The sequence below is a fragment of the Micromonospora sp. LOL_015 genome (genome assembly GCF_048060275.1).
In the GTDB taxonomy this organism is placed as follows: Bacteria; Actinomycetota; Actinomycetes; order Mycobacteriales; family Micromonosporaceae; genus Micromonospora_E.
In genome coordinates, this window is the sequence record NZ_JBHMIO010000025.1 from 16,710 (window position 1) to 39,998 (window position 23,289).

General features: G+C 72.1%; 23 protein-coding genes. 18 read left to right on the forward strand and 5 right to left on the reverse strand.

Annotation, left to right across the window (positions count from 1 at the left end; all coding sequences use genetic code 11):
- Positions 1–117: 117 nt before the first annotated feature.
- Positions 118–1,200: an NAD(P)-dependent alcohol dehydrogenase gene (locus tag ACFHWU_RS19535; protein WP_416591211.1), complete on the reverse strand. Its 1,083-nt coding sequence runs from the start codon at positions 1,198–1,200 to the stop codon at positions 118–120.
- 75 nt (positions 1,201–1,275) lie between these two features.
- Here ACFHWU_RS19535 and ACFHWU_RS19540 point away from each other — a divergent pair, with 75 nt between their 5' ends.
- The 8 genes from ACFHWU_RS19540 to ACFHWU_RS19575 all read left to right on the forward strand — a co-directional run bounded on the left by ACFHWU_RS19540 (position 1,276) and on the right by ACFHWU_RS19575 (position 11,553).
- Positions 1,276–2,745: an aldehyde dehydrogenase family protein gene (locus ACFHWU_RS19540; protein ID WP_416591212.1), complete on the forward strand. Its 1,470-nt coding sequence runs from the start codon at positions 1,276–1,278 to the stop codon at positions 2,743–2,745.
- Positions 2,742–3,920 carry a PucR family transcriptional regulator gene (locus ACFHWU_RS19545; protein ID WP_416552563.1) on the forward strand — a complete coding sequence of 393 codons (1,179 nt, stop codon included), beginning with the start codon at positions 2,742–2,744 and terminating at the stop codon, positions 3,918–3,920. Before ACFHWU_RS19540 ends, ACFHWU_RS19545 begins: the two co-directional genes overlap by 4 nt.
- Before the next feature lie 190 nt (positions 3,921–4,110).
- On the forward strand, positions 4,111–5,130 hold the full coding sequence (locus ACFHWU_RS19550; protein ID WP_416567887.1) for a zinc-binding dehydrogenase: 1,020 nt from the start codon (positions 4,111–4,113) through the stop codon (positions 5,128–5,130).
- Positions 5,127–6,605 (forward strand): amidohydrolase family protein, encoded by a 1,479-nt coding sequence (locus ACFHWU_RS19555; protein WP_416552567.1) that lies wholly within the window; start codon positions 5,127–5,129, stop codon positions 6,603–6,605. The genes ACFHWU_RS19550 and ACFHWU_RS19555 overlap by 4 nt, the downstream gene beginning before the upstream one ends.
- An 11-nt stretch (positions 6,606–6,616) precedes the next feature.
- The gene (locus ACFHWU_RS19560) at positions 6,617–7,696 is read left to right on the forward strand and encodes a BMP family ABC transporter substrate-binding protein (RefSeq protein ID WP_416552569.1); all 1,080 of its coding nucleotides are present in this window, start codon (positions 6,617–6,619) and stop codon (positions 7,694–7,696) included.
- A gap of 49 nt (positions 7,697–7,745) precedes the next feature.
- Positions 7,746–9,344 carry an ABC transporter ATP-binding protein gene (locus ACFHWU_RS19565; RefSeq protein WP_416552571.1) on the forward strand — a complete coding sequence of 533 codons (1,599 nt, stop codon included), beginning with the start codon at positions 7,746–7,748 and terminating at the stop codon, positions 9,342–9,344.
- Positions 9,344–10,642, forward strand: a complete 1,299-nt coding sequence (locus ACFHWU_RS19570) for an ABC transporter permease (protein WP_416591213.1) — start codon at positions 9,344–9,346, stop codon at positions 10,640–10,642. Before ACFHWU_RS19565 ends, ACFHWU_RS19570 begins: the two co-directional genes overlap by 1 nt.
- Positions 10,639–11,553 (forward strand): ABC transporter permease, encoded by a 915-nt coding sequence (locus ACFHWU_RS19575; protein WP_416552575.1) that lies wholly within the window; start codon positions 10,639–10,641, stop codon positions 11,551–11,553. The genes ACFHWU_RS19570 and ACFHWU_RS19575 overlap by 4 nt, the downstream gene beginning before the upstream one ends.
- 43 nt (positions 11,554–11,596) lie before the next feature.
- Here the strand turns inward: ACFHWU_RS19575 and ACFHWU_RS19580 are convergent, their stop codons facing one another.
- Positions 11,597–12,115 carry a DUF421 domain-containing protein gene (locus ACFHWU_RS19580; RefSeq protein ID WP_416552762.1) on the reverse strand — a complete coding sequence of 173 codons (519 nt, stop codon included), beginning with the start codon at positions 12,113–12,115 and terminating at the stop codon, positions 11,597–11,599.
- Between the two features lie 174 nt (positions 12,116–12,289).
- Between ACFHWU_RS19580 and ACFHWU_RS19585 the strand changes: the two genes are divergently transcribed.
- Positions 12,290–13,327 carry a sodium:calcium antiporter gene (locus ACFHWU_RS19585; RefSeq protein WP_416552577.1) on the forward strand — a complete coding sequence of 346 codons (1,038 nt, stop codon included), beginning with the start codon at positions 12,290–12,292 and terminating at the stop codon, positions 13,325–13,327.
- A gap of 19 nt (positions 13,328–13,346) precedes the next feature.
- On the opposite strand, the gene ACFHWU_RS19590 is transcribed toward ACFHWU_RS19585, so the two are convergent.
- Positions 13,347–14,375: an aldo/keto reductase gene (locus ACFHWU_RS19590; RefSeq protein ID WP_416552579.1), complete on the reverse strand. Its 1,029-nt coding sequence runs from the start codon at positions 14,373–14,375 to the stop codon at positions 13,347–13,349.
- 167 nt (positions 14,376–14,542) lie between these two features.
- On the opposite strand from ACFHWU_RS19590, the gene ACFHWU_RS19595 reads away from it, so the two are divergent.
- The 3 genes from ACFHWU_RS19595 to ACFHWU_RS19605 are packed head-to-tail and all read left to right on the forward strand — an operon-like array spanning position 14,543 to position 16,206.
- Complete coding sequence (locus ACFHWU_RS19595) at positions 14,543–14,992, forward strand: VOC family protein (protein ID WP_278170800.1); 450 nt, start codon at positions 14,543–14,545, stop codon at positions 14,990–14,992.
- The gene (locus ACFHWU_RS19600) at positions 14,980–15,390 is read left to right on the forward strand and encodes an ester cyclase (RefSeq protein ID WP_416591214.1); all 411 of its coding nucleotides are present in this window, start codon (positions 14,980–14,982) and stop codon (positions 15,388–15,390) included. Before ACFHWU_RS19595 ends, ACFHWU_RS19600 begins: the two co-directional genes overlap by 13 nt.
- Positions 15,391–15,426: 36 nt before the next feature.
- The gene (locus tag ACFHWU_RS19605; protein WP_416552583.1) at positions 15,427–16,206 is read left to right on the forward strand and encodes an IclR family transcriptional regulator; all 780 of its coding nucleotides are present in this window, start codon (positions 15,427–15,429) and stop codon (positions 16,204–16,206) included.
- Here the strand turns inward: ACFHWU_RS19605 and ACFHWU_RS19610 are convergent.
- Both ACFHWU_RS19610 and ACFHWU_RS19615 read right to left on the reverse strand, forming a co-directional pair.
- On the reverse strand, positions 16,203–17,063 hold the full coding sequence (locus ACFHWU_RS19610) for an IclR family transcriptional regulator (protein ID WP_416552585.1): 861 nt from the start codon (positions 17,061–17,063) through the stop codon (positions 16,203–16,205). The genes ACFHWU_RS19605 and ACFHWU_RS19610 overlap by 4 nt on opposite strands.
- 101 nt (positions 17,064–17,164) lie before the next feature.
- On the reverse strand, positions 17,165–18,478 hold the full coding sequence (locus ACFHWU_RS19615; protein WP_416552587.1) for a hypothetical protein: 1,314 nt from the start codon (positions 18,476–18,478) through the stop codon (positions 17,165–17,167).
- 183 nt (positions 18,479–18,661) lie between these two features.
- Here ACFHWU_RS19615 and fdxA point away from each other — a divergent pair, with 183 nt between their 5' ends.
- Genes fdxA through ACFHWU_RS19645 form a run of 6 tightly spaced genes read left to right on the forward strand, consistent with a single transcriptional unit; the run spans position 18,662 to position 23,285 of the window.
- Complete coding sequence (fdxA, locus tag ACFHWU_RS19620; RefSeq protein WP_416552589.1) at positions 18,662–18,976, forward strand: ferredoxin; 315 nt, start codon at positions 18,662–18,664, stop codon at positions 18,974–18,976.
- Positions 18,973–19,953, forward strand: a complete 981-nt coding sequence (locus ACFHWU_RS19625; protein WP_416552591.1) for an NAD(P)/FAD-dependent oxidoreductase — start codon at positions 18,973–18,975, stop codon at positions 19,951–19,953. Before fdxA ends, ACFHWU_RS19625 begins: the two co-directional genes overlap by 4 nt.
- On the forward strand, positions 19,950–20,882 hold the full coding sequence (locus ACFHWU_RS19630; RefSeq protein ID WP_416591215.1) for a fumarylacetoacetate hydrolase family protein: 933 nt from the start codon (positions 19,950–19,952) through the stop codon (positions 20,880–20,882). Before ACFHWU_RS19625 ends, ACFHWU_RS19630 begins: the two co-directional genes overlap by 4 nt.
- A complete protein-coding gene (locus ACFHWU_RS19635; protein ID WP_416591216.1) occupies positions 20,882–22,069 on the forward strand; it encodes a hypothetical protein in 1,188 nt (395 codons plus the stop codon). Before ACFHWU_RS19630 ends, ACFHWU_RS19635 begins: the two co-directional genes overlap by 1 nt.
- A gap of 12 nt (positions 22,070–22,081) precedes the next feature.
- Complete coding sequence (locus tag ACFHWU_RS19640) at positions 22,082–22,879, forward strand: aldolase/citrate lyase family protein (RefSeq protein ID WP_416552597.1); 798 nt, start codon at positions 22,082–22,084, stop codon at positions 22,877–22,879.
- Positions 22,880–22,904: 25 nt separating this feature from the next.
- Positions 22,905–23,285: a cupin domain-containing protein gene (locus tag ACFHWU_RS19645; protein WP_416591217.1), complete on the forward strand. Its 381-nt coding sequence runs from the start codon at positions 22,905–22,907 to the stop codon at positions 23,283–23,285.
- Positions 23,286–23,289 lie beyond the last annotated feature (4 nt).

The window sequence follows — 23,289 nt, forward strand, 5'->3', positions numbered from 1 at the left end:
AGCTCCACATGTGCTGACTGCCGCGCGGTGTTTCCCAGCCGCGCCACTGGGTGTCTGGAGCCGAGGGTAATCCCACTCACATGGCGAGACAACGTTTCGCAGTGGGACGCGGTCGGGTCAGAGCGTCAGGACGGCCTTGCCGACGGTGCCGGAGCGTACCGCCGTCACCGCATCGTTGATCTGCTCGAACGGGTAGTAGCTGAGCAGCCGGTCCACCGGGAACCGGCCGGCGGTGTGCAGGTCCAGCAGCCTCGGCAGGAACACCTGGGGCAGGCTGTCGCCGCCGATGATCCCGGTGACGCTGCGCCCGTTGAGGATGCTGCGCCAGTCGAAGCTCATCCGTTCGCTGGGGCCGACCCCGACGACGCCGCACCGACCCAGCGGGCCGAGGGATTCGACCGCGGTCCGCAGCACCTCCTCGCGCCCGGTGGCGTCGATGGCGAAGTCGAAGCCGTACGGGGCGATCGCGGCGAGCAGTTCCTTGGCGTCCCCGGCGCGCGAGTCGACGCCGTGGGTGGCGCCGAGGAGCCGGGCGGTGTCCAGCTTGTCGGCGTTGACGTCGACCGCGGCGATCGTGGTGCAGCCGGCGATCCGAGCGGCCAGGATCGCCGCGACGCCGACCGAGCCGGCACCGAAGACGACGATCGACGACCCGACCGGCGGGCGGAGCACGTTGAGCACCGCGCCGGCCCCGGTGCCGAAGCCGCAGCCGAACGGCCCGACCAGCCGCAAGTCGATCTCCTTGCTGATCGGCACCACGGCGCGGGCCGGGGCGACCACATGGCTGGCGAACGACGACTGGCCGAGAAAGTGTCCGTTGACCGGTTCGCCGTCGCGCGACAGCGCGCTGCTGCCGTCCGGGCGGCGGCCGGCGAAGTTGACCGCGTCGAAGCTGCGGCAGTACGCCGGGCTGCCGGTCAGACAGAGCGGGCAACTGCCGCACGAGGTGAAGCTCATCGCCACGTGGTCGCCGGCCGAGACCCCGGTGACCCGCTCGCCGACCTGCTCGACCACGCCGGCGCCCTCGTGGCCGAGCACCGCCGGGGTGGGGAAGAAGTTGGCGAACTCCAGGTCGGTGCCGCAGATACCGACGCTGTGTACGCGTACCAGCACCTCGTCCGGGCCGGGTTCGGCCAGGTCGAGCTCCTGCAGGGTGAACGGTGCACCCGCGCTGTCCAGTACCGCCGCCGTGACCCGCACGCAAATCCTCCCGGTGTACTCACAAAGCGAGACTGCATCTTGACATGCGGAACATGGAGGGTCAAGGATTCCACCATGGCTGACCTGGACATTCCCGCTGCCCGCCAGCTGATCGACGGTGCCTGGGAGGCGGCCGCCGACGGTGGCGAACTTCCGGTGCTCGACCCGGCGACCCGGCAGAGCATCCAGCCGGTCGCCCGGGCCCGCGCCGGCGACGTGGACCGCGCCGTCGCCGCCGCCCGTCGGGCCGCCCCCGGCTGGGCCGCGACCTCGCCGAGCGAACGCGGCGCCGCGCTGCGCCGGTGGGCCGACCTGATCGCCGCCCACGTCGAGGAGCTCGCCGCCCATGAGGCCCGTGACGTGGGCAAACCCCGTTCTGGCGGGCGGCTCAACATCTACATCGCGCAGGGCATCGTCGACTACTTCGCCGGCGCGGCCGACAAGCTGACCGGGGTCACCCTGCCCACCCGTACCCCTGACTACTTCGGTTACACCCGCCCGGAGCCGTACGGCGTCTGCGCGGTGGTGATCCCGTGGAACGTGCCGGCCGTGCTCACCGCCGCGAACGTCGCCCCGGCGCTGGCCGCCGGCAACACCGTGGTGCTCAAGCCGTCCGAGATCGCCCCGCTCGCCCCGTTCGCCCTGGCCGAGCTGGCCCGGCGGGCCGGGCTGCCGCCCGGGGTGCTCAACGTGGTGACCGGGCTCGGCCCGGAGGCCGGCGTGGCGCTGACCGGCCATCCGGACGTCGACCACATCAGTTTCGTCGGTTCGACCGGCACCGGCCGGGCGGTGATGCGGGCCGCCGCCGAGCACCTGGTCCCGGTGAAGCTCGAACTCGGCGGCAAATCGCCGAACGTGGTCTTCGCCGATGCGGACCTGGACACCGCCGTCCCGGCGATCGTCGCCTCGATCACCGAGAACGCCGGCCAGAACTGCTATGCCGGCTCCCGGCTGGTGGTCGAGGAGTCGGTCCGGGCGGAGGTGGTCGAGCGGGTGGCCGCCGCGATGGCCGAGATCCGGGTCGGGTCGTGGGAGCAGGACCTGGACATGGGTCCGCTGGTCAGCCAGGCCCAGTACGAACGGGTCCGGGGGTTCCTGGCCGAGGCGCCGGGCGCCGGGGCGCGGCTGGTCACCGGCGGGGAGTCGGCCACGGCCGCGTTCGGCGACGGCTGGTACGTGGCCCCGACCGTGTTCGACGGCGTCAACGAGACGATGCGGTTGGCCCGCGAGGAGATCTTCGGCCCGGTCCTGGCCGTGCAGGGGTTCCGGACCACCGAGGAAGCGGTGTCGATCATGAACGGCACCGACTTCGGCCTGCTCACCTGCGTCTGGACCTCCGACGTGTCCCGGGCGTTGCGGGTGGCCGGCCAGGCCCGCAGCGGCCAGGTGGCGGTCAACCAGTTCCACGATGTCGGGGTGATCGGGTTCCCGTTCAACATGCAGAAGGAGAGCGGGTTCAGCCGCGGCGGCGGGTATGCGGCGCTGCGCGAATACACCCAGGAGAAGGCCGTCGCGGTCCGGCTGCTCGATCGAACGTCGACGTGACCGGGGCGGCCGACCTTCCGGTGCCGGCCCGGCCCCGGCTGGCCGTCGCCGCCGAACCGACGCCGGCCCAGTTCGCCCAGTGGCTGACCGACCTCGCGTTCGGCGGTGCCGGCTGGCCGGTGCTGCTGGCCCGGCTGGCCGAGGCCACCGGCCGTGACTGCCGGTTGGTTGCCGAGACCGGCGAACTGCTGGCCGCCAGCGGCAGCGCCAGCGGCAGCGCCGTCGTCGACCCGGAGGCGCTGCGTGGCGACCGGGTGCGGTGTGCCGACGGCTGGCTCGGCCGGTCGGTGCCGGTCGGATCCGGCGGCCGCCGGCTGGGCGCCCTGCTGCTGGCCGAGCCGGTCGGGACCGGCCAGCTCGACTACGCCCGGGCCGCGGTCACCGCGTTGCTCATCGAGGCGGTACGCCGGGAGCCGCCGCAGTCGCCGGCGCCGGTGGGGGCCGACGGGCTGCTGCGGGCGCTGCGGGACGGTACGGGTGACCGGTCCCCGGCCGGCCAGGCGAACCTGGTGCGGGCCGCAGCGGCGTACCGGTGGCGGCTGGACCAGCCACACGCGGCGGTGGCGCTCGGCTACACCGGCGCTCAGCGCCGCCGGTGGGCGTCGGCGTTGACCTGGCTGGACCGGCCGGTGCTGGCCGACGGGCGGCTGGGCTGGACCCTGCTGCAGGGCGACGCCGAGCGGGAGGTGGCTCGGCTGCGCAGCCGGTTGGAACAGATTGTCGGTGCCGGTCAGGTCCGGGTGGCCGGCGGCCGGTCGGTGACCGGCCCCGCCGCGACCCCGGACTCGTTCCGGGACGCCCGGCTGTTGCTGCGGCTGCTGCTGCACCGCAGCCCGGCGGCAGAGCTGACTGAGCTGCCGTTCGAGCGGGCCGGTCTGGCGCAACTGCTGCTGGCCGTGCCGCAGGACCGGCTGCGCTGGTACGTGGACCTGCACCTGGGGCCGATCGCGCAGCGGGACGACCTGCTCCGCACCCTGGACCACTGGTTGGCAACCGGGGGAAGCAGGCAAGCTGTGAGTGAACAACTACATTTGCACCGTAACTCCGTCGGCTACCGGGTGGGTCTGATCAAGCGGCTGCTGGGGGTGGACCCGTTGCATCCGTCGACCGCTGCGGTGCTGCGTACCGCGCTGGTCGCGCGGGAGCTGCTGATCGCCATCGCTGATGGCGGGTAACCGCAGGTCGATGGCGACTTCCGCCCGGTTGCGCCGGCCTGGATCACAGGCACGTTACGTAGCTGAGCCAGTTTCGGTCGAGGCGTTGACAGGCCGCCGGAGCGCAGGCAGAGTACGTCGCTAAGCAGCACGAATCACAATGCAAGACGGCATATTGTTTGGTAGACCGGTGGAGGTCAGTGTGCGAGCGATGGTTCAGACCGACTTCGGTGGCCCCGAAGTCGTGCGGCCGCGCGCCCTGCCGGACCCCGAGCCCGGCCCGGCCGACGTCGTCGTCGCCGTCCGCGCCGCCGCGCTGAACCGTCTCGACCTGCTCCAGCTGCGCGGGCCCGGTCTGCTGCCCGGCTTCACGCTGCCGCACGTCGCCGGCATGGACGTCGCCGGACAGGTGGTCGCCGTCGGCACCGAGGTCGGCACGCTGCGTACCGGCGACCGGGTCGTGCTCGACCCCACCATCGGCTGCGGGCACTGCCCCGCCTGCGTCGGCGGCAACCCCGGCTACTGCCGTACGCTGCGCGTCGTCGGCGGCAACCGCCCCGGCGGCTTCGCCGAGTACGTCGCCGTACCGGCCGCCGTCGCCCACCGGGTGCCCGACCACGTCGACCTGGCCGACGCCGCCGCACTGCCCACCGCCTGGAGCGTCGCCTGGCACGCCCTGCACCGGGTCGGCGCCCTGCGCCGCGGCGAATCCGTCGTGATCCAGGCGGCCACCAGCGCGGTCAGCATCGCCGCCATCCAACTCGCCCGTGCCAGCGGTGCCTGGGTGATCGCGGTGGCCCGCAGTGAGGCCAAACGGGCAGCCGCCGTATCGTTCGGCGCCGATGTGGTGCTCGACCTGAACGACCTGACTGCCGCCGGGGTTCGGGAACACACCGGCGGGCACGGCGCCGACCTGGTGCTGGACCACGTCGGGGCGGCCACCTGGGAGAGTTCCCTGGCCAGCCTGCGTACCGGCGGCCGGCTGGTGCTGCTCGGCAACACCAGTGGCGACCAGGTCAGCCTGTCGCTGGCCCAGGTCTACCACCAGGGCCTGCGCCTGCTCGGCGCCGGCGCGTACGCACCAGCCGACTTCGCCGCGATGCTCGACGCCTACTTCACGGGCGGGCTGCGGGTGGTCCGGGGCACCGAGTACCCGCTCGCAGATCTACCTGCGGCGTACGCCCGGTTGGAGTCCGGTGACCTCGTCGGCAAGATCCTGATTCGGCCATGACCGCGCCCACGCCTGCGGCCCCGACCGCCGCCTTTGAAACCGGCACCGCCGCCCCCGCAGACCTACTTGTCGTCGACGCTGACATCGTCACCATGGCCCCCGGCCGGGAGGTGGTCACCGGCGGCGCGATCGCGGTGGTCGACGGCCGGATCGCCGACATCGGCCCGACCGGCGCGCTGCGGGTCGCGTACCCGCAGACCCCGGAGCTCGACGCGGCCGGCTGCCTGGTCGTCCCCGGCCTGGTCAACGCCCACCAGCACACCACCGCCGACCCGCTGATCCGCAGCGGCATCCCCGACGACGTCCCCGCCCAGCAGGCGATCTTCGACTGGATCGTGCCGCTGCACGCCGCCGTCACCGGCGACGACGACGAACTCTCGGCCACCCTCACTGCCGTCGAGGCGCTCAGCTACGGCGTCACCACCCTGCTCGAACCGGGCACCGTGGCGCATCCGCTGCGGGTCGCCGCCGGGCTGCGCGCCGCCGGCATCCGGGGCCGGGTCGGCCGCTGGGGCTGGGACACCGCCGACGCCCCGTACTCGATGCCGGCCGCCGACACCCTCGCCGCGCAGGCCGAGACGGTCACCGCGCTGGCCGGCGACCGGCTGGTCACCGGCTGGGTCACCCTGGTCGGCCACGACCTGGTCAGCGACGAACTGTTCACCGGTGCCGCAGAGCTGGCCGAGCGGCTCGACGTGCCGATGACCTGGCATCTGTCGCCCAGCGCCGAGGACCCGGCCGGGTACGCCGTCGCTGGCCGCCCCCGCCCGGTGCTGCACCTGCGCGACCTCGGCGTGCTCGGCCCCCGTCTGCTGCTCGGGCACGCCGTCTGGCTCGACGACGACGAACTCGACGTTCTCGCCGGCAGCGGTGCCGCCGTCGCCTCGTGCCCCGGTGCCTACCTGCGACTCGGCCAGGGCTTCACCCGGGCGGGCCGGCACACCGAGCTGCGGCGGGCCGGCGGTCGGCTGGCGTTGGGCTGCGACTCGCACAACGCTGGCGACACCCCGGACGTGTGGCGGGCCGCCCGGCTGTTCGCCGGGCTGGACCGTGACCGCGGCGCGGCCGAGCCGCTGCCCGCCGACGAGATCTTCGCCCTGGCCACCGTTGACGGCGCCGACGCCGTCGGGCTGGGGCGGTTGACCGGTTCGATCGAGGTCGGCAAGGCCGCCGACCTGGTCGTACTGGACACCCGCACCATCGCGTGGACCCCGCGCGGGGACCTGGCCACCCAGCTCGTCTGGGGCGCGGCCAGCCACACCGTGCGGGACGTACTGGTCGACGGCCGGTCGGTGGTCCGGGACCGACGGATCACCACCGTCGACGTCGACGCCCTGCGGGCCGAGGTCGCGTCGCGCGGCGCGGACCTGCTCCGCCGGGCCGGCATCGACATCCCGCATCGCTGGCCTGCCGTGCCGGCGACCGAGTACCGCGCGCACCGGACCGGACCGGCCGGCGCGACGCCTTCAAGGTGAAAGGAACAGCTGTGACAATAAGGATCGGAAAGGGTGCGGCGGCGCTGCTCGCCGGCGCCGTCAGTCTCGCCCTGGTCGGCTGCGCCGACAACGACGCCACCGCGCCGGATCCCGCCGGCTCCGAGGGCGGCGGCACCGTCATCGCCGGCCAGCCGGACGTCAACGGCGACGGCAAGGTGCTGATCGGGGTGCTCAGCCCCGGTGACATCAATGACAACGGCTACTACGAGAGCTTTGTCGCCGAAGCCGAGCGGTTCGCCAACGAGCAGGGCTGGGAGGTCATCAAGCGGGGTTCGGTGCCGCCGACCGAGGCGCTCAGTTCGGCCCGGGCGCTGTGCCAGCAGGGCGTCGACATGGTGGCGCTGGGCGCCTCCGAGCTCAAGGACGCCATCCCTGCCTCCGAGGAGCCGGCCTGCGAGAACGTTGCCTGGTACGTGCCGTCGTCGGAGAACATTCCGCAGACCCCGGAGATCGTCATCTCCAGCGACGACCCGAACCAGAGCATGCTCGCTGCGGGGTACGCCACCGGTCTGCTGATGGAGGAGAACGGCGACACCAAGGCCGGCTTCGTCACCGGCTTGGAGGTCGACTTCGCGATCAACGCCGCCCGGGCCTTCAAGGCCGGCATCCGGATGGTCGTTCCCGACGCCGACCTCGTCATCACCTACACCGGTGACTTCAACGACTCCGCCAAGGCCCGGGAAGCTGTGCAGGCGCAGATCGACCAGGGCGTCAGTGTGGTCTACCCGTACCTCGGCGGGGCCACCGACGCCGCAGCCGAGTTGGCCAACGAGGGCGGCGCGCTCACCCTCACCCCGGGTACCGACCGGTGCGACTCGACCGAGCCGGAGTTCGACATCTCGGTAATCTTCGACCCAGGTGCCTACTTCGCCGCCGCGCTGACCCTGTTCGCCGAGGGCGAGCTGGAGATGGGCACCACCAAGGTGTGGCAGATCGGCGTCGACCCGTACCCGGCGATCAAGATCTGCGACCCGACGGCAGAGCAGACCGAGCGGATGGAAGCCTTCGTCACCGACGTGGCTGAGGGCAACATCGACACCGCCGCCGAGGTGGAGCGGCTCGGCGGCTGACCCGCCACCGCCCCGCACTCGGAATCCCCTGCCTGACCCGACTAGCGAGGTGGAACGGACTGTGCACACCGACGGCCATACGGCGCCGGCGCTCACCCTGCGCGGAGTGAGCAAGCGCTACGGTCCGGTCGTCGCCTGCGACGCCGTGGATCTTGCCGTACGACCCGGCGAGATCCACGGCCTCCTCGGCGAGAACGGGGCCGGCAAGTCGACCCTGATGAAGATTCTGCTCGGGCTGGTGCACCGGGACGCCGGCAGCATCCTGCGCGACGGCGAGCCGGTGGAGATCGACACCCCGCAGCGGGCGGCCGATCTGGGGCTGGGCATGGTGCACCAGCACTTCAGCCTGATCGACCCGCTCACCGTCTGGGAGAACGTCATCATGGGCGACAGCGGCCGGGTCGACAAGGGCGCGGCCTGCGCCCAGGTCGGGCAGGTCGCCGAGCGGTACGGTCTGCCTATCGACCCGATGGCGCGGGTGGACCGGCTGTCCGCCGGAGAGCGGCAACGGGTAGAGCTGATCAAGTGCCTGCGCCGCGACCCGTCGGTGCTGATCCTCGACGAACCGACCTCAGTGCTCACCCAGGCCGAGTCGGCCGAACTGTTCACCGTGCTGCGCCGGGTGGTGCAGGCGGAGAACCGGGCGGTCATCCTGATCAGCCACAAGCTGGCCGAGATCATCGCGGCCACCGACCAGGTCACCGTGCTGCGCCGGGGCGCGGTGGTCTTCCACGGGCCGACCGCACAGACCACCCCGCAACTGCTGGCCCGGCAGATGGTCGGCCGGGAGGTGTCGCTGCGGGCAGAGAGCGCCGCGCTGGGCATGTTGCCGGTCGAACGCTCCGGCGACCAGCCGGTGGAGCCGCCGGCTGCGGTACCGCCCGATCAGCCGGCTGCCGGCACCCCGCCGGCGCTGCGGCTGCGCGAGCTCACCGTGCTCCTCGGTGAGCTGCGGATCCTCGACAAACTTGATCTCGATGTTGCACCGGGGGAGATCGTCGGCCTGTACGGCGTCGAAGGCAACGGCCAGGCCACCCTCGGTGATTTGCTCTCCGGGCTGCTGGTGCCCGACTCCGGAACGGTCGAGATCGGCGGCGAGCCGGTCGACCTCGACCGGGCTGGCGCGCTGCACACCGCCGGACTCGGCATCGTGCCCGAGGACCGGCACCGCTCCGGCGTGGTGCTGGACATGACCATCGCCGAGAACCTGGTGATGAAGTCGCTGGCCGGGGTCTCCGGCACCGGCGGGGTGCTCAGCCGGCGGCGGATCCAGCAGATCGCCCGGCAACGGATGACCGAGTTCAACATCATCGCCCCGTCCCCGGACACCCCGGTACGCAGCCTCTCCGGCGGCAACCAGCAGCGGGTGGTGCTGGCCCGGGAGCTGTCCGCCGGACCCAGGGTGCTGATCGCCGCCCAGCCCACCCACGGGCTGGATGTCGGCGCGATCGAAGACATGTACCTGCGGCTGCGGCAGGCCGCCGCGGAAGGGGTGGCGGTTTTGCTGATCTCCACCGAGCTCGAAGAGGTGATGGCCCTGTCCGACCGGGTGGCGGTGATCTCCTCGGGCCGGATCGTCGGCGTGCTCGATCCCGCCGAGGCCACCGCGGAACGCCTCGGGATGCTGGTCGGCGGGGTGAGCCACTGATGGCCACCTTGACCGGTGCGGACCCGGCCGGCCGGCGGCTGCTGGCCCGGCTCACCCCCGGCCCCGGCGGCTGGCAGGTCACCGCGGCGACGGTGGTCACGGTCGCCGTCGCCCTCGGCCTGTCCGCGTTGCTGATCGCGGTCACCGGCGGCTCGCCGAGCGCCTCGGTGCAAGCGCTGTACCAGGGCAGCATGGCCAGCCCGCGAGCCTGGAGCAACTCGCTGCTCTACGTCGCGCCGCTGCTGCTGGTCGCGGTCGGCGCGTGCGTGAGCGCCCGGTCCGGCTTCTTCAACATCGGCCAGGAGGGCCAGGTGCTGATCGGGGCGCTGGCCGGTGCCTGGGTCGGCCTGCGACTCGCCCTGCCCGGGCCGCTGCTACTGGTCGTCGTGCTGCTCGCGGCCCTGCTCGCCGCTGGCGGCTGGGCCGGACTGAGCGCGCTGATGTACCGCTTCCGAGGGGTCAACGTGGTGGTCAGCACGCTGCTGATGACCTTCCTGGCCCAGCAGCTGGTGGCGTTCGCGGTCAACACCCCGTGGCTGCTGCAGGAGTCCCGGCTGGGCACCGGGGTGGTCTCGCCGCAGTCCAACCCGCTGCCGGAGAACGCCCGGCTCGTCTCCCTCGGTGAGTACCCGAACCTGCAGGTCAACGGAGGGCTGATCCTGGCCGTCCTGATCGCGGTGGCGATCAGCCTGGCGATGACCCGGACCCGGTGGGGGTTCCGGCTCAAGATGCTCGGGCTCAACCCGGTCACCGCCCAGCACGCCGGGGTCCGGGTCGGCGCCCTCGGTGGGATGGCGCTGGCCATCTCGGGAGCCTTCGCTGGCCTGGCCGGCGCGCTGCTGCTGACCAGCCCGATCGGCAGCCACCGGCTGCAGCCGGGGATGTCGTTGAACCTCGGCTGGGATGGCCTGCTGGTCGCCCTGGTCGGCCGGAACAATCCGCTGCTGGCCATCCCGGTGGCGGTGCTGTTCGGCGTGTTACGCGCCGGTTCCAGTTTTCTGGCCGCCACCGGCGTGCCGTCGTTTCTGGTCGACGTGGTCAAAGCGCTGCTGGTGCTGGCGTTCGTGGCGCCACCGGCGGTGATCGCCCTGCTGCGCCGGCGGCGGGCCGGCGGTGAGCCGGCCGGCACCCCGCCGCCGACCGGTGGCCTGCCGACCCCAACCCCGTCGACAGGGGAGCCGGCACCACCGGGTGCCGAGGTGCCGGCGATCGACGTGCCGGAGGCGGCCGGTAGTGGGTCAACCGGTAGCGGATCGGCTGGAAACGAGAAGACCACCATGGAAGGCAGGCCGGCATGAGCGCCGCCGACAACATTGCCACCATTCTGTCCAGTGGGGCGCGGCTGACCATCCCGTTGGCCTTCGCCGCCTGCGGCGAGTACGTGGCGCAGCGCGCCGGCACGCTGAACATCTCGGTCGAGGGCATGATGCTCGGCGCGGCGTTCGGCTCGGTCGCGGTCGCCAGCGCCACCGGCAGCGCCACCGTCGGGCTGGCCGCCGGCGCACTGGTCGGCGTGCTGGTCGCCGTGCTGCACGCCAACCTGTCGCACCGGGCCCAGATCAACACGTTCGTCGTCGGTCTGGTGCTCAACGCGCTGGTGCTCGGCCTGACCAGCTACCTGATCACCATCAGTAGCTTCACCGGGCATCAGGTGTGGCGGGTGGACATCCCGGTGCTGCGCGACATCCCGATCATCGGACCGATGCTGTTCGTACAGCGTTGGCCGGCGTACCTGCTGCTGATCGCGGTCCCACTCACCTGGTGGCTGGTGGAACGCAGCCGGTGGGGCCTGGAGCTGCGGGCGGTCGGGGAGAACCCACAGGCCGCCGACGTCAGCGGAATCCGGGTCAACCACCGGCGCCGGCAGGCGCTGCTGTTCTGCGGCCTGCTCGCCGGGCTCGGCGGTGCATACCTGGCGGTCGGCGAGGTCGGCTCGTTCAACCAGAACATGACCGCCGGCCGTGGTTATCTGGTGATCGCCGCAGTGATCTTCGGCGCCTGGCGGCTCGGCCGGACCATGGTCGGCTGCGCGGTGTTCGGCCTCGCCGACGCGATGCGGCTGGCGCTGCCGGCACTCGGGGTGACCATCAACTCGCAGCTCCTCATCGCCGCGCCGTACCTGTTGGCGCTGCTGGCCATGCTGGTGTTCGCCACCCAGCACCGGGAACCGAGAGCGCTGGCCAAACCATTCCAGCGCGGCACCACCTAGTCGGGCGACCTGACTACCGGCGTCCCGGTGTCGCTGGCCCGGCTCAGCGCGTCGCTCCGCACGTGACATCTTCCAACGCGGTACCGTCGCCCATCTGCCGACGGGTGATCACGCTGAACGAACCGTCGGTCTCCAGCACCACGGCGGCCACCTGGGCGATGTCGCCGACGCCCTGTGCCCGGACCGCCTGCCAGATCTCGTTGTCGGTGACCCGTTGGCGGCGCATCGACGCGGTGAGCAGTTCTCCATCGTGGAGCAGCAGCGTCGGGGTGGACTTCAGCGCGGACCGGAGCGGAGCCCACCGTACGGACAGCCAGCTCGCGGCGAACTGGAGAGCCACCAACAGGATCAACGCCGCCGCGCCTTCGGCGAACGAGACGTCGCCGGAGAGCAGGATGGTCGCCAGAGTGGAGCCGAGCGCGACCGTGACGACCAGGTCGAAGGCGTTCAGCTTCGCCAGGGTCCGTTTGCCGGACGCTCTGAGTACGCCGACGAGAAGGACGTAGGTCAGGACACCGACAGCGGTGACTCGCCACAGGTCATCTGGATTGTCGAGTAACATCCTGCTCAAATACCCGCGACGCCCCGGGCTACCCCGTCGACCGGATCACGGGCGAATGATTCGCCGCGGCGGTGATCGGGTAACGGGGGCGGTCATGGGACGTGAACGGACGAAGACGGCTCGGTCGTGCCCACCGTCACCGGGCCATCCGTCACGAGGCGACGGCGAGCGACGGTGACCGGCTCGGCCTGGCCGCTGGCGCCGAGCATCGCGGCGCTCGCGGTCGCCCTGCTCGTGATCGTCTTCGCCGGCAAGTCGCTGGCGGCGACCGCCGACACCCTCGCCGACCGGACCGGGATGGGCGAGGCCGTCGCCGGAGCGCTGCTGCTCGGCGCGGTCACCTCGCTACCCGGCATCGCCACCACCGCGATCGGCGCATGGCAGGGCGACGCCCAGTTCGCCATCGCCAACCCGATCGGTGGCATCGCCGTACAGACGGTCTGGCTGGCCATCGCCGACCTGCTCTACCGGCGGTCGAACATCGAACACGCGGCCGCCTCGCTGGAGAACATCATGCAGGCGCTGGTGCTGGTGGCGCTGCTCTGCCTGCCGGTCGTCGCCTACGCCACGCCCGGCCTGACCCTCGGTTGGGTGCATCCGGCGAGTTTGCTGATCCCGGTCCTCTACCTGTACGGGCTGCACCTGATCCGCCGGCTGCGACAGAACCCGATGTGGCGGGCCGAGCAGACGTCGGACACCCGGCAGGACGTACCGGACGACCCCGACGGCGACGCCGAGGGTGCGCCCAGCACTCGCCGGCTGTGGTGGCGGCTGGCCGCGCTGGCCGCAGTGGTCGGTGGCACCGGCTACCTGATCGGGCAGGGTGGCCTGGGGGTGATCGCGGCGACCGGGCTGCCCAGCGGTTTCGTCGGGTTCACCGTCACCACGGCGATCACGTCGTTGCCGGAACTGGTCACCCTGATCGCGGCGGTCCGGATCGGGGCGTTGACCCTGGGGATCGGCAACATCCTCGGCGGCAACGCCTTCGACTCACTGATGATCTTCCTCGCCGACACGGCGTACCGGCCGGGGTCGGTCTACGCCGACGCGGCCTCTGCCGGTCTGCTTCTCGCCGGATCGACCACGCTGCTCACCGTGACCCTCGCCGCCGGCCTGATCATGCGCGAACGCCGGGGTGTCGGCTTCGAGGGCATCGCCATCCCGGTGGTCTACCTGGTCACGGTGGTGCTGCTGCTCATCCGCGCCGACTGACCCGCCGCCGGGCGGTCGGTCAGTCCCGGCGGCGCAACCCCGGGTCGGTGAGCGCCGGCGGCCGGTAGCCGGCGTCGGCGGGGTTGACGTTGTGCCCCGGCGGCACCAGCTCGTCGATGCGGTCCAGCACCGCGGCGGGCAGCCCGGTCAGCTCCCCGGCGCCGAGCTGGCTGCGTAGCTGCGGGAGGGTGCGCGGGCCGACGATGGCGCCGGTCACCGCCGGGTGGCTCAGCACGAAGCCGAGAGCCAGCTCGATCAGGGTCAGCCCGGCCTGCGCGGCCAGCTTCTCCAACTCGCCGACCACGTCAAGTTTGCGCTGCCGGGCTGCGGCGTCACGGAAGTCGAAGTGGTCGGCGTTGCGTCCGGCCCGTGAGTCGGCGGGGACCTCGGCGGAGCGGTACTTGCCGGTCAGCCAGCCGCCGTTGAGCGGGCTGAAGGCGAGCACCCCGAGTCGGTGCCGCTGGCAGGTCGGCAGCACGCCGGCCTCCACCCCCCGCGCCATGATCGAGTACGGCAGCTGTTCGGTGGTGAACCGTTCCCGCTGCCGTCGCTGGGCGACCCACTGCGCCTCGACGATCTCCTCGGCGGGGAACGCCGAGGAGCCGATCATCAGCACCTTGCCCTCGCGGACCAGGTCGGACAGCGCACCGAGGGTCTCGTCGATGTCGGTGCCCGGGTCGGGCCGGTGCACCTGGTAGAGGTCGATCCGGTCGGTGCCGAGCCGGCGCAGGCTGGCTTCGACCGCCTGCCGGATCCAGCGCCGCGAGTTGCCGCACCGGTTGCGGTCGTCCCCCATCGGTTCGTGGAACTTGGTGGCCAGCACGACGTCATCGCGCCGTCCACGCAGCGCCCGGCCGAGGATCCGCTCGGATTCGCCGTGCGCGTACACGTCGGCGGTGTCCACGACGTTGATTCCGGCGTCGAGTGCCTCCCCGACGATCCGCCGGCACTCCTGCTCGTCGGTGTTGCCCCAGGCACCGAACATCATCGCGCCGAGGCAGAGCGTGCTCACCTCGACGCCGGTGCCGCCAAGTCTGCGGTACTGCATCAGAACCTCCCGCCGCCAGCCTGGCACCCGACCACCGACGCTGGCACCGTTGACGCGGCTCGAAGGCCGATCGCCGGGTTTGTGTCCCCGGCACATGGATCCCGGCTACGGTGCCGAATAGCCTGGTAGACGCGCTGCAACAGACATTTCGGCAACTGGAGGTTCCTGTGGCGACCGGCCTGACCCACGCCCGATGGACGCACGTGGCACTGCCCACCGGCGACCTCGACAAGGCCATCTCGTTCTATACCTCGCTCACCCCGCTGGTGGTGGTGGAGCGCTTTGCCGACGCCGACGGCGAAAGCGTCTGGCTCTCCAACGACAAGCAGGTTGAGACGCCGTTCGTGCTGGTGCTGGTCTCGTTCAACAAGGACAAGGGCGGCCAGTTGGGGCTGCTGCACCCGTTCGCGCACATCGGTATCGAGGTGCCGAACCGGTCCGACGTCGACGAGATCGCCGAACGGGCCCGTGAAATGGGCTGCCTGCACTGGGAGCCGCGGCAGATGCCGCCGCCGGTCGGCTACATCTGCGCGTTGAAGGACCCGGACGGCAACGTCATCGAGATCTCCCACGACCAGCAGGTGTTCGACACCGTACGGCGGCTGTGGGGGAGCTGACCGGCGGACGCATCCACGACGCGGTACGGCGGTACCTGGCCGCGCTCAATGCCGGGGACGCCGACGCGGTCGCCGGCTGCGTCAGTTCCGGGTTCGTCAACGAGCACACCGCCGCGCTGGGCCGCACCGTCACCGGCCGGGCCGCTTACCGCGCCCGGCTGGACGGATTCCTGGCCGAGTTCGCCGACCTGCACTACGAGGTAGAGGATCTGCTGATTGACGGCGACCGGGCAGCGGTGGCGTACCGGATGTCGTTCCGGCTGGTATCGGCCGGCCGCGCGCCGGTGAGCATCCGGGGCATGTTCCGCTTCCGGGTGGACGCCGACGGGTTGATCGCCCGCCGGGTCGACTATTGGGACAGCGCCGAGGTGCGCCGACAGATCACCGCCGCCGGCTGATCCCGCCGGTGACGTCGAGCTCGGTAGAGTGGTGCCGTGGTGGTCACGGGTCGGGCGGCGGGTGCAGCGAGCGAGGTGACCGGCGATGGGCCGGCCATCCAGACGGTGCAGCGCGCCGCGACGATCCTGCGGGCATTCACCGTGGAGCGGCCCCGGCTCACCCTGGCCGAGTTGACCGCCGACCTGGCGGTCAGCCGGGCCACCGCGCACCGGTACGCACGGGCGCTGCGCGCCGCGAACCTGCTGCGGTTCGACGTCGCCACCGCCACGTACACGTTGGGGCCGCAGATCCTGGCCATGGAGGCGGCGGCCCGCGCCGCGCTGCCGATCGTCACCGTCGCCGAGCCCTACCTCGATCGGCTGACCCGCGACACCAACCAGACCTCGGTGCTGAGCATCTGGAACGGGGAGGCGCCGACGGTGGTCCGGTGCCTGGACAACACCAGCGGCGACGTGCGGCTCAGCGTGCGTACCGGCTCGCCGTTGGAGCTGACCCGTTCGGCCCAGGGTCGGGTGTTCTGCGCGTACCTGCCGCCCGCCGAGAACCCGGTGGTGGCGCGGCAGCTGAGGCTGTCCGCCGCGCTGCGGGAGGTGGTCGCGCAGGTCCGCCGCGACGGCGTCGCGGTCAACTCACCGGAGGATTTCGGGGTACGGGTGATCGCCGCACCGGTGTTCGAACGCACCCAGGTCGTCGCCGCGCTCGCGGTGCTCGGCACCAGCGTGGCGCTGGCCGGTGCGGCCCAGACCGCAGCCGTGGACCAGCTGCGGCAGGTCGCGGGGGAGTTGTCCGAGACGTTGGGGGCAATCGCCGGTTAACTCCGGCCGGTCCGTCCGTTGCCGCCCGGGTGGTGGCCGTTGCGTCCGGTGCCACCCGGCTGCTGGTGGCCGTTGCCGGCGACGCTGCCCAGTTCGGCGGTGACCACGGCGGCGGCGCGTTGCAGGGCGGCGGCCAGCGGACTGTCGGTGCCCTCCGGCACCGACGTGGTGGTGCCGACGATCGCCATCGCGGCGATCAGTGTATGGCCCCGGAAGATCGGCGCGGCGATGCTGCGTACCCCATTGACCGACGGCGTGTTGGCGGAGATGCCGGTGCGGCGGATCTTGTCGACCTCATGGCGCAGCTCGGCCGAGGCCGCCAGGTCGGCGGCCAGCCCGGGGACGTCCTCCGCCGGCAGGAACGCGCAGAACACCCGACCCTGGGCGGACTCGGTGCGCGACAGTCGGGATCCGGTGCGGACGCTGACCCGGATCACCCGGTCGGTGTTGTCGTCGGCGCGTACCACCACCGCCGTGTCGCCGTCCCAGACGCTGAGCACCACGGTCTCGTCGACCTCGCGGACCAGCTGCTGCATGTGCGGGCCGGCGATGCTGATGACCGGCATGGCGGCGCGGGCGGCGGCGGACAGGGTGAGGATCTGCGGGCCGAGGGAGTAGAGGCCCTCGCGTTCGTCGTAGCGCAGCAGGTTGCTCTCCCGCAGCGCCTTGGTGTAGCGGTGCGCGGTGGCTTTACTGGTGCCGAGGCTGGCGGTGAGCTCGTTGAGGCTCAACCGGGGGCGGGCGGCGGTGAACGCGTTGAGGATCACCGCGGCGCGCTGCACGGTCTGGATCGCCGGGGTGCTCGGCTCGGCGAGCACCGGGGGGCTCACCTCGGCGGGAGAGCTGTCGTCCGCCATCTGGCTTCCTTATCTGGCTTCCTGGTCGGAAGCGGCGGGGCGTGCGCACCGGACGGGGGTAGGTGCGGGCGGCCGGGACGCGTACGGAAGGTGAGACAGCATCATGCCATACGGTACCCTGTGCTGTCGATGGTGCCGGTGTGCCGTATCGCGATGTCCGCATAAATGCCGGCGAACGTCCGCAGATCGGCCAGCGCGTACCGGTCCCGTCGGGGATCGGCGGGATCGGCACCCCGGCCGGGCGGTCCCAGCCGTACCGTCGGCACGCCCCGACCGCGCAGCACCACCCCGTCGGTCGAACCGGTCCAGCCGAGGACCGGACGCGGCTGTTCACCGTACGCCGCCGTCCAGGCGTCGTACGCGTGCCGGGCGATCGACGCGTCCGGTGCCGTCGCCGCAGCCGGGTGAACCAGCTGCCCGTCCACCGAGACCAGGCACTCGGCCAGCGGGGTGCCGACGGTCGCGGCGGTGACGGCGGCCTGCACCTCGTCGCGGATCAGTGCCGGATCGTCACCGGGCACCGTCACCAGGTACAGGTGCACGTCGAGCCGGCCCGGCAGCAGATCCGGCTTGGCCGGCTGGCCGGCGCGTACCGCACCGATGCCGACCTCGGCGCCGACCGCAGCGGCCGGATCGGCCCGGGCAGCCAGGTGTCGTCGCCGGAAGGCCTCCAGTGCCTCGATCACCACGCCGAGATGAGTGATCAGACCGCCGGGCGGCACCGCGTGCTCGCGGGCCAGCACCGGATGGAACCGGCTGGTCAGCCGTACCCGCAGGTAGAGGGCGCCCGGTTCGGCGGTAAGCACGCCCGGCGGGCTGGTCTTGGCCAGTACCGCCGCAGCCGGCAGCGGATGCCGGTCCAGGTGCCGGGCGACACCGCCGGGCTGCTGCCGGGTCACGGCGCCGGCATCCCCGCGCTGGTGCGACAGGTGGTACCGGTGGGTCCCGGCGGCGGCCAGCAGCAGGGTCAGCCGGTGCGGCCGGTCGGCCGCCCGTAGCGCCTCGGCGGCCGCGATGAAACCGACCAGCGCGGTCGCTGCGGCGGCGCGGGCGACCCCGAGGCCGAAACCGTCGACCAGGGTGTCGCCGCCCGGCCCGAGTGAACGGTGTAGTCCGCCAGCTGGACCGGACGAGCCGGTCACCGGTTCGTCGAAGTCCGGGTCGCCGGTGAGCGAGGTGTCCAGGTGGGAGCAGATCAGCAGCTCGGGCGCGTCGCCGTGGCCGGCGGTGACCACGAGATTGGCGCTGCACGGCAGCTCGGTGGTCGCCGGCAGCCGGTCGACCTGCCAGGTCAGCTCCGGTCGGCGGGCAGCGCCCCAGCCGGCCAGCCGCTCGGCGGTGGCCAGCTCCTGCCCGTACGGGGTCGGCCCGGCGGTCAGCACCGTCAGGGCGTCAACGATCCGGTCCTCGCTCATCGCCTCATCCCATCACTCCCGTGACAGTTATCCAAGATGACGTCTCGCATGTTGACATAGCCAGGGTGGGGTCTCTAGCGTGACGTCACATCAACGACGCCGCTGTCCAACCAGATAACCGCAGGTCGCAGAGGCGCGAGGCGCGAGCAGAACGGCGAGAGGCCCACTGATGCGGGAGGACCGATGACCTACGTGGTCACCGACGAATGCGTGGACGTACAGGACCGCTCCTGCGTCGAGGAATGCCCCGTGGACTGCATCTACGAGGGCGACCGGATGATGTACATCAACCCCGACGAGTGCGTCGAGTGCGGCCGGTGCGAACCGGTCTGCCCGGTCACCTCGATCTTCCACCTGGACGACCTGCCGGCCGACCAGGCACATTTCGGCCCGATCAACGCCGAGTTCTTCAGCGATCTCGGCGCCCCCGGCGGCGCACGCAAGATCGGCCGGGTCGGTCGCGACCACCCGGCCGTCGCCGGGAGCACCGACTCATGACCGCCGAACACGACGTCGACCTGGCCATCATCGGCGCCGGCCCGGCCGGCCTGTACGCCGCCTACTACGCCGGCTTCCGTGGGATGAGCGTTGCGATCATCGACTCGCTGCCCGAACCGGGCGGACAGATCGCCGCTCTCTATCCTGAGAAGGACATCTACGACATCGCCGGCCTGCCAGCGATCAAAGGCCAGCAGCTCGTCGACGACCTGCTCACCCAGGCCGCCACCGCCAAACCCACCTTCCTGCTGGGCGAGAGCGCCGTGGAGCTGACCAACGCCACCGACCACGTGCAGATCGGCACCGACACCGGCAGCCGGGTACGCGCCAGGGCGGTCCTGCTGACCGCCGGGATCGGCACCTTCACCCCGCGCGAGCTGCCGGTCGGCAGCGACTACCTCGGCCGTGGACTGCGCTACTTCGTGCCCCGGCTGGAAGAACTCGCCGGACAGCAGGTCGTCGTGGTCGGCGGCGGCGACTCCGCCGTCGACTGGGCGCTGGCCCTGGAGCCGTACGCCGCCAACGTCACCCTGGTGCACCGCCGGCCGCAGTTCCGCGCCCACGAACGCAGCGTCGAGCAGTTGCACGCCTCCACCGTTCGGGTGGTCACCCCGTACGAGGTCAGCGGCATCGCCGGCGACCCGCAGCTCACCTCCGTCACGATCAGCGAGGTACGCGGCGACGGGCGCGAGGAGCTGCCCGCCCAGGCGGTGGTGGCCGCCCTCGGCTTCATCGCCGACCTCGGCCCGATGCAGCAGTGGGGGCTGGAGATGACCAAACGGCACATCACCGTGGACCGGTCGATGCGGACCAACCTGCCCCGGGTCTACGCCGCCGGGGACGTCACCGACTACCCGGGCAAGGTGCGGCTGATCTCGGTCGGCTTCGGCGAGGCCGCCGCCGCCGTCAACAACCTGGCACCGCTGGTCAACCCGGCGCTGAGCACCGTGCCCGGCCACTCCTCGGACGCCGCGTGAGCGCCCCGACCGGACTGCAACTGCTCGCCACCCGGCGCGGTCTGGCCCGGATCTGCGGCGACGGCACCGCCGAGCTGCTCGACCTGCCGTACCGCGACGTCGCCGAGCTGCTGCGGGCCGGTGCCGGCCTGACCCCGGCCGCCGACGCCCCGGCCCGCGACCGGCTGCCGCTGGCCAGCGTCACCGCCGAGCTGGTCGCCCCGCTGGGCAGTACCAGGGCGGTGTGGGGAGTCGGCCTCAACTACCACTGCAAGGCGCGGGCAGCCGGCCGGGCCGTCCCCACCGAACCGGTGCTCTACCTCAAGTCGGCCAGCGCCGGCTCCGGCCCGGACGCCACCGTGGCGCTGCCCAGCTCGATCAGCGCCCAACCCGACTACGAAGGCGAGATCGCGCTGGTCATCGGGGCCCGGATGCACCGTACGCCGGCCGACCAGGCCTGGTCGCACGTCGCCGCGATCACCGCCGCAAACGACCTGACCGCCCGGGACGTGATGACCGCCTCGGCCAACCCGACGCTGGCCAAGAGCTTCCCCGGATTCGGCGCGCTGGGCACGTCGGTGCTGGACATCGCCGCCGTCGCCGACCGCGACGCCATCGAGGTGCGGACCACCGTCAACGGTGAGGTGCGCCAGCAGGCCACCATCGCCGACCTGATCTTCCCGGTGCCGCAGCTGCTCGCCTGGATCACCCGGTACGTGGTCCTGGAACCGGGCGACGTGGTGCTCACCGGTACCCCGGCCGGCACCGGCCAGGACCGGGGCTGCTTCCTGCGCCCCGGCGACCTGGTCGAGGTCTCGGTCGGCGGGGTGCTGCCGCTGCGTACCCGGTTCTGCGCTGAAACCCCCGACGGTGATCCCGCTGAGACCTCCGATGAAACCCTCGACGCGGTGGCGCCGTCCCCTCCTTCGCACAGAAAGTCCGCTGACTGATGACTGAGAATCCTTCCCGGTACGACCTGGTGCTGGCCGGCGGTGAGGTCTTCGACTCCGCCACCGGCGCCAGCCAGGTCGCCGACGTCGCGGTGACCGGCGACCGGATCGCCCGCATCGCCCCCGGCCTGGCCGCCGACGCCCGCGAGGTGGTCGACTGCGCCGGCCGGTACGTGCTGCCCGGCCTGGTCGAGGGACACACCCACATCTTCGCCGAGGTGTCCAAGGTGGGTGCCCCGCCGGACGAGGCGCACCTGCACCGGGGCGTCGTCGCCGCCTGCGACGCCGGCACCGTCGGCGCGTCCACCTTCGCCGCCTTCGAGCGGTACGTCGCCGCCCCGGCGAAGCTGCGGCTGGTCAACTTCCTCAACGTCAGCGTGCTCGGGCTGATCGACTTCCGGTTCGGCGAGCTGATGAACCCGGACACCCTGGTCCCCGAGGACGCGCTCGCGGTCGCCGCCGCCAACCCGCACCGGGTCCGCGGCTTCAAGATCCGGCTCTCCGAGGACGTCGTCGGGCACAACTGGCGGCCGCTGCTCAAGCGTTCGCTGGAGCTGTCCGCCGAGGCCGGCCTGCCGTTGATGATCCACATCGGGGAGACCCCGGAGCCGTTGCCGGCCGTGCTGGAGATGCTGCGCCCCGGCGACGTCGTCGCGCACTGCTACACCGGCAAGCCGTACGGCATCCTGGCCGACGGCACCGTGCTGCCCGAGGTGTACGCCGCCCGTGAGCGCGGTGTGCTGTTCGAGTCGGCGCACGGCAAGAGCAACCTCAGCTTCAAGGTGGCCGAACCGGCGATCGCGCAGGGCTTCTACCCGGACGTGATCACCTCGGACACCTCGGCCCGCAACTGGCGCGGCCCGGTGTTCGACCTGGTCACCAGCATGGCCAAGCTGCGCGCGCTGGGCATGACCATGGAGCAGATCGTGCCCCGGGTGACCAGCGCCCCGGCCCGGCTCACCGGCCTGTACGCCGAAGGCTACGGCAGCCTCGTCGAAGGCGGCCCGGCGCACGTCACCGTGCTCGCCGACGCCGACGAGGCGGTGCTGCCCGACGCGGCCGGCAACCAGATCACCGCCCCCCGGCTGGAGCCGGAAGTGGTGCTGCTGGCCGGCGAGCGGGTGCCGACCGTACCGTGGCGTGGCCTGCCCGCCGACCAGGCCGGTGCCGCCGGCCGGGCCAGCTGAGGGCGGACACTGATGCGCACCGGGGTGCACACCGGCCGGGCCGCGCTGCGCGAGCGGCTGCGGCGCGGCCGGCGGGTGGTCGGCACCTTCCTGAAACTGCCCGGCACCGACGCGGTCGAGCTGGCCGCCCAGGCCGGCTTCGACTTCGTCGTGGTCGACCTGGAGCACTCCGGGTTGGACGAGCGGACCGCCGCCGGGCAGCTGCGGCACGCCGCACTGCTCGGCCTGCCGGCCCTGGTCCGGCTGGCAGCGGTCGACCCGGCGCAGGTCAACCGGCTGCTGGAGGCCGGAGCCGCCGGGGTTCAGCTGTCCACCGTACGCGCCCGCGCGCAGGTCGCCGCGCTGCACGCCGCCGTGCGGTACGCGCCGGTCGGCCGGCGCAGCATCAGCCTCGCCCACCCGGCCGCCGGCTACGGGTCCGGCGGGCTGGACGCCTACCTGGCCGCCGAGGCAGCCGACCCGCCGCTGCTGGTCGCCCAGATCGAGACCGCCGACACCGACAACCCGCTGCCCGACCTGCTGACCGGCCCGGACGGCAGCTCCAGCGTCGACGTGGCGTTCGCCGGCACCACCGACCTGGCGGTCAGCCTCGGCCTGGCCACCACCGACGACCAGGCACCGCTGCTGCGCCGGGTCGGTGAGATCGCCGACGCCGCCCGCGCCGCCGGGGCCACCCTGGGTGGGTGGGCACCGGCCGCGACCGACCAGACACTGCGCCGGTACGGACTGGCCGGGGCCGGCTACCTGGTCGCCGGCTCCGACCTGCAGTTGCTCGGTGCCGGCCTGCGCCATCTCGCCACCGACAATTGAGCCAGCCCTCGAAGGGAGTTCGGACGTGCTGAACCCGCAGCTCTACCGCACCTCGGTCAACTGGGACGACATCCCTGCCACCGACGTACGCCCCGGCGTGCGACGCAAGGTGTACGCCACCGACGAGGTGGTGCTCGCCTGGCACGAACTCGCCGTCGGGATGGACCTCAACCCGCACACGCACGACGACTTCGACCAGCTGGTGATGATCCTCGGCGGCCGATGCAACTACTACGTAGACGGGGTGCCGCACGACATGAGCGCGGGGTCGATGCTGCTGGTGCCGCGTGGCGCCGAGCACTACGTCGAGCCGACCGAAGGGCCGTGTATCAACCTGGACGTGTTCGCCCCGCCGCGCGCCGACTTCCTGGCGCACGCCTGGCGTCCCGCCACCGCTCAGGGGTGAGCCG

Coding starts and splice junctions, on each gene's coding strand:
- ACFHWU_RS19540 (WP_416591212.1), top strand. CDS start 1,276: ATGGCTGACCTGGACATTCCCGCTGCCCGCCAGCTGATCGACGGTGCC.
- ACFHWU_RS19550 (WP_416567887.1), top strand. CDS start 4,111: ATGGTTCAGACCGACTTCGGTGGCCCCGAAGTCGTGCGGCCGCGCGCC.
- ACFHWU_RS19555 (WP_416552567.1), top strand. CDS start 5,127: ATGACCGCGCCCACGCCTGCGGCCCCGACCGCCGCCTTTGAAACCGGC.
- ACFHWU_RS19570 (WP_416591213.1), top strand. CDS start 9,344: ATGGCCACCTTGACCGGTGCGGACCCGGCCGGCCGGCGGCTGCTGGCC.
- ACFHWU_RS19575 (WP_416552575.1), top strand. CDS start 10,639: ATGAGCGCCGCCGACAACATTGCCACCATTCTGTCCAGTGGGGCGCGG.
- ACFHWU_RS19580 (WP_416552762.1), bottom strand. CDS start 12,115: ATGTTACTCGACAATCCAGATGACCTGTGGCGAGTCACCGCTGTCGGT.
- ACFHWU_RS19590 (WP_416552579.1), bottom strand. CDS start 14,375: ATGCAGTACCGCAGACTTGGCGGCACCGGCGTCGAGGTGAGCACGCTC.
- ACFHWU_RS19610 (WP_416552585.1), bottom strand. CDS start 17,063: ATGGCGGACGACAGCTCTCCCGCCGAGGTGAGCCCCCCGGTGCTCGCC.
- ACFHWU_RS19615 (WP_416552587.1), bottom strand. CDS start 18,478: ATGAGCGAGGACCGGATCGTTGACGCCCTGACGGTGCTGACCGCCGGG.
- fdxA (WP_416552589.1), top strand. CDS start 18,662: ATGACCTACGTGGTCACCGACGAATGCGTGGACGTACAGGACCGCTCC.
- ACFHWU_RS19625 (WP_416552591.1), top strand. CDS start 18,973: ATGACCGCCGAACACGACGTCGACCTGGCCATCATCGGCGCCGGCCCG.
- ACFHWU_RS19635 (WP_416591216.1), top strand. CDS start 20,882: ATGACTGAGAATCCTTCCCGGTACGACCTGGTGCTGGCCGGCGGTGAG.
- ACFHWU_RS19640 (WP_416552597.1), top strand. CDS start 22,082: ATGCGCACCGGGGTGCACACCGGCCGGGCCGCGCTGCGCGAGCGGCTG.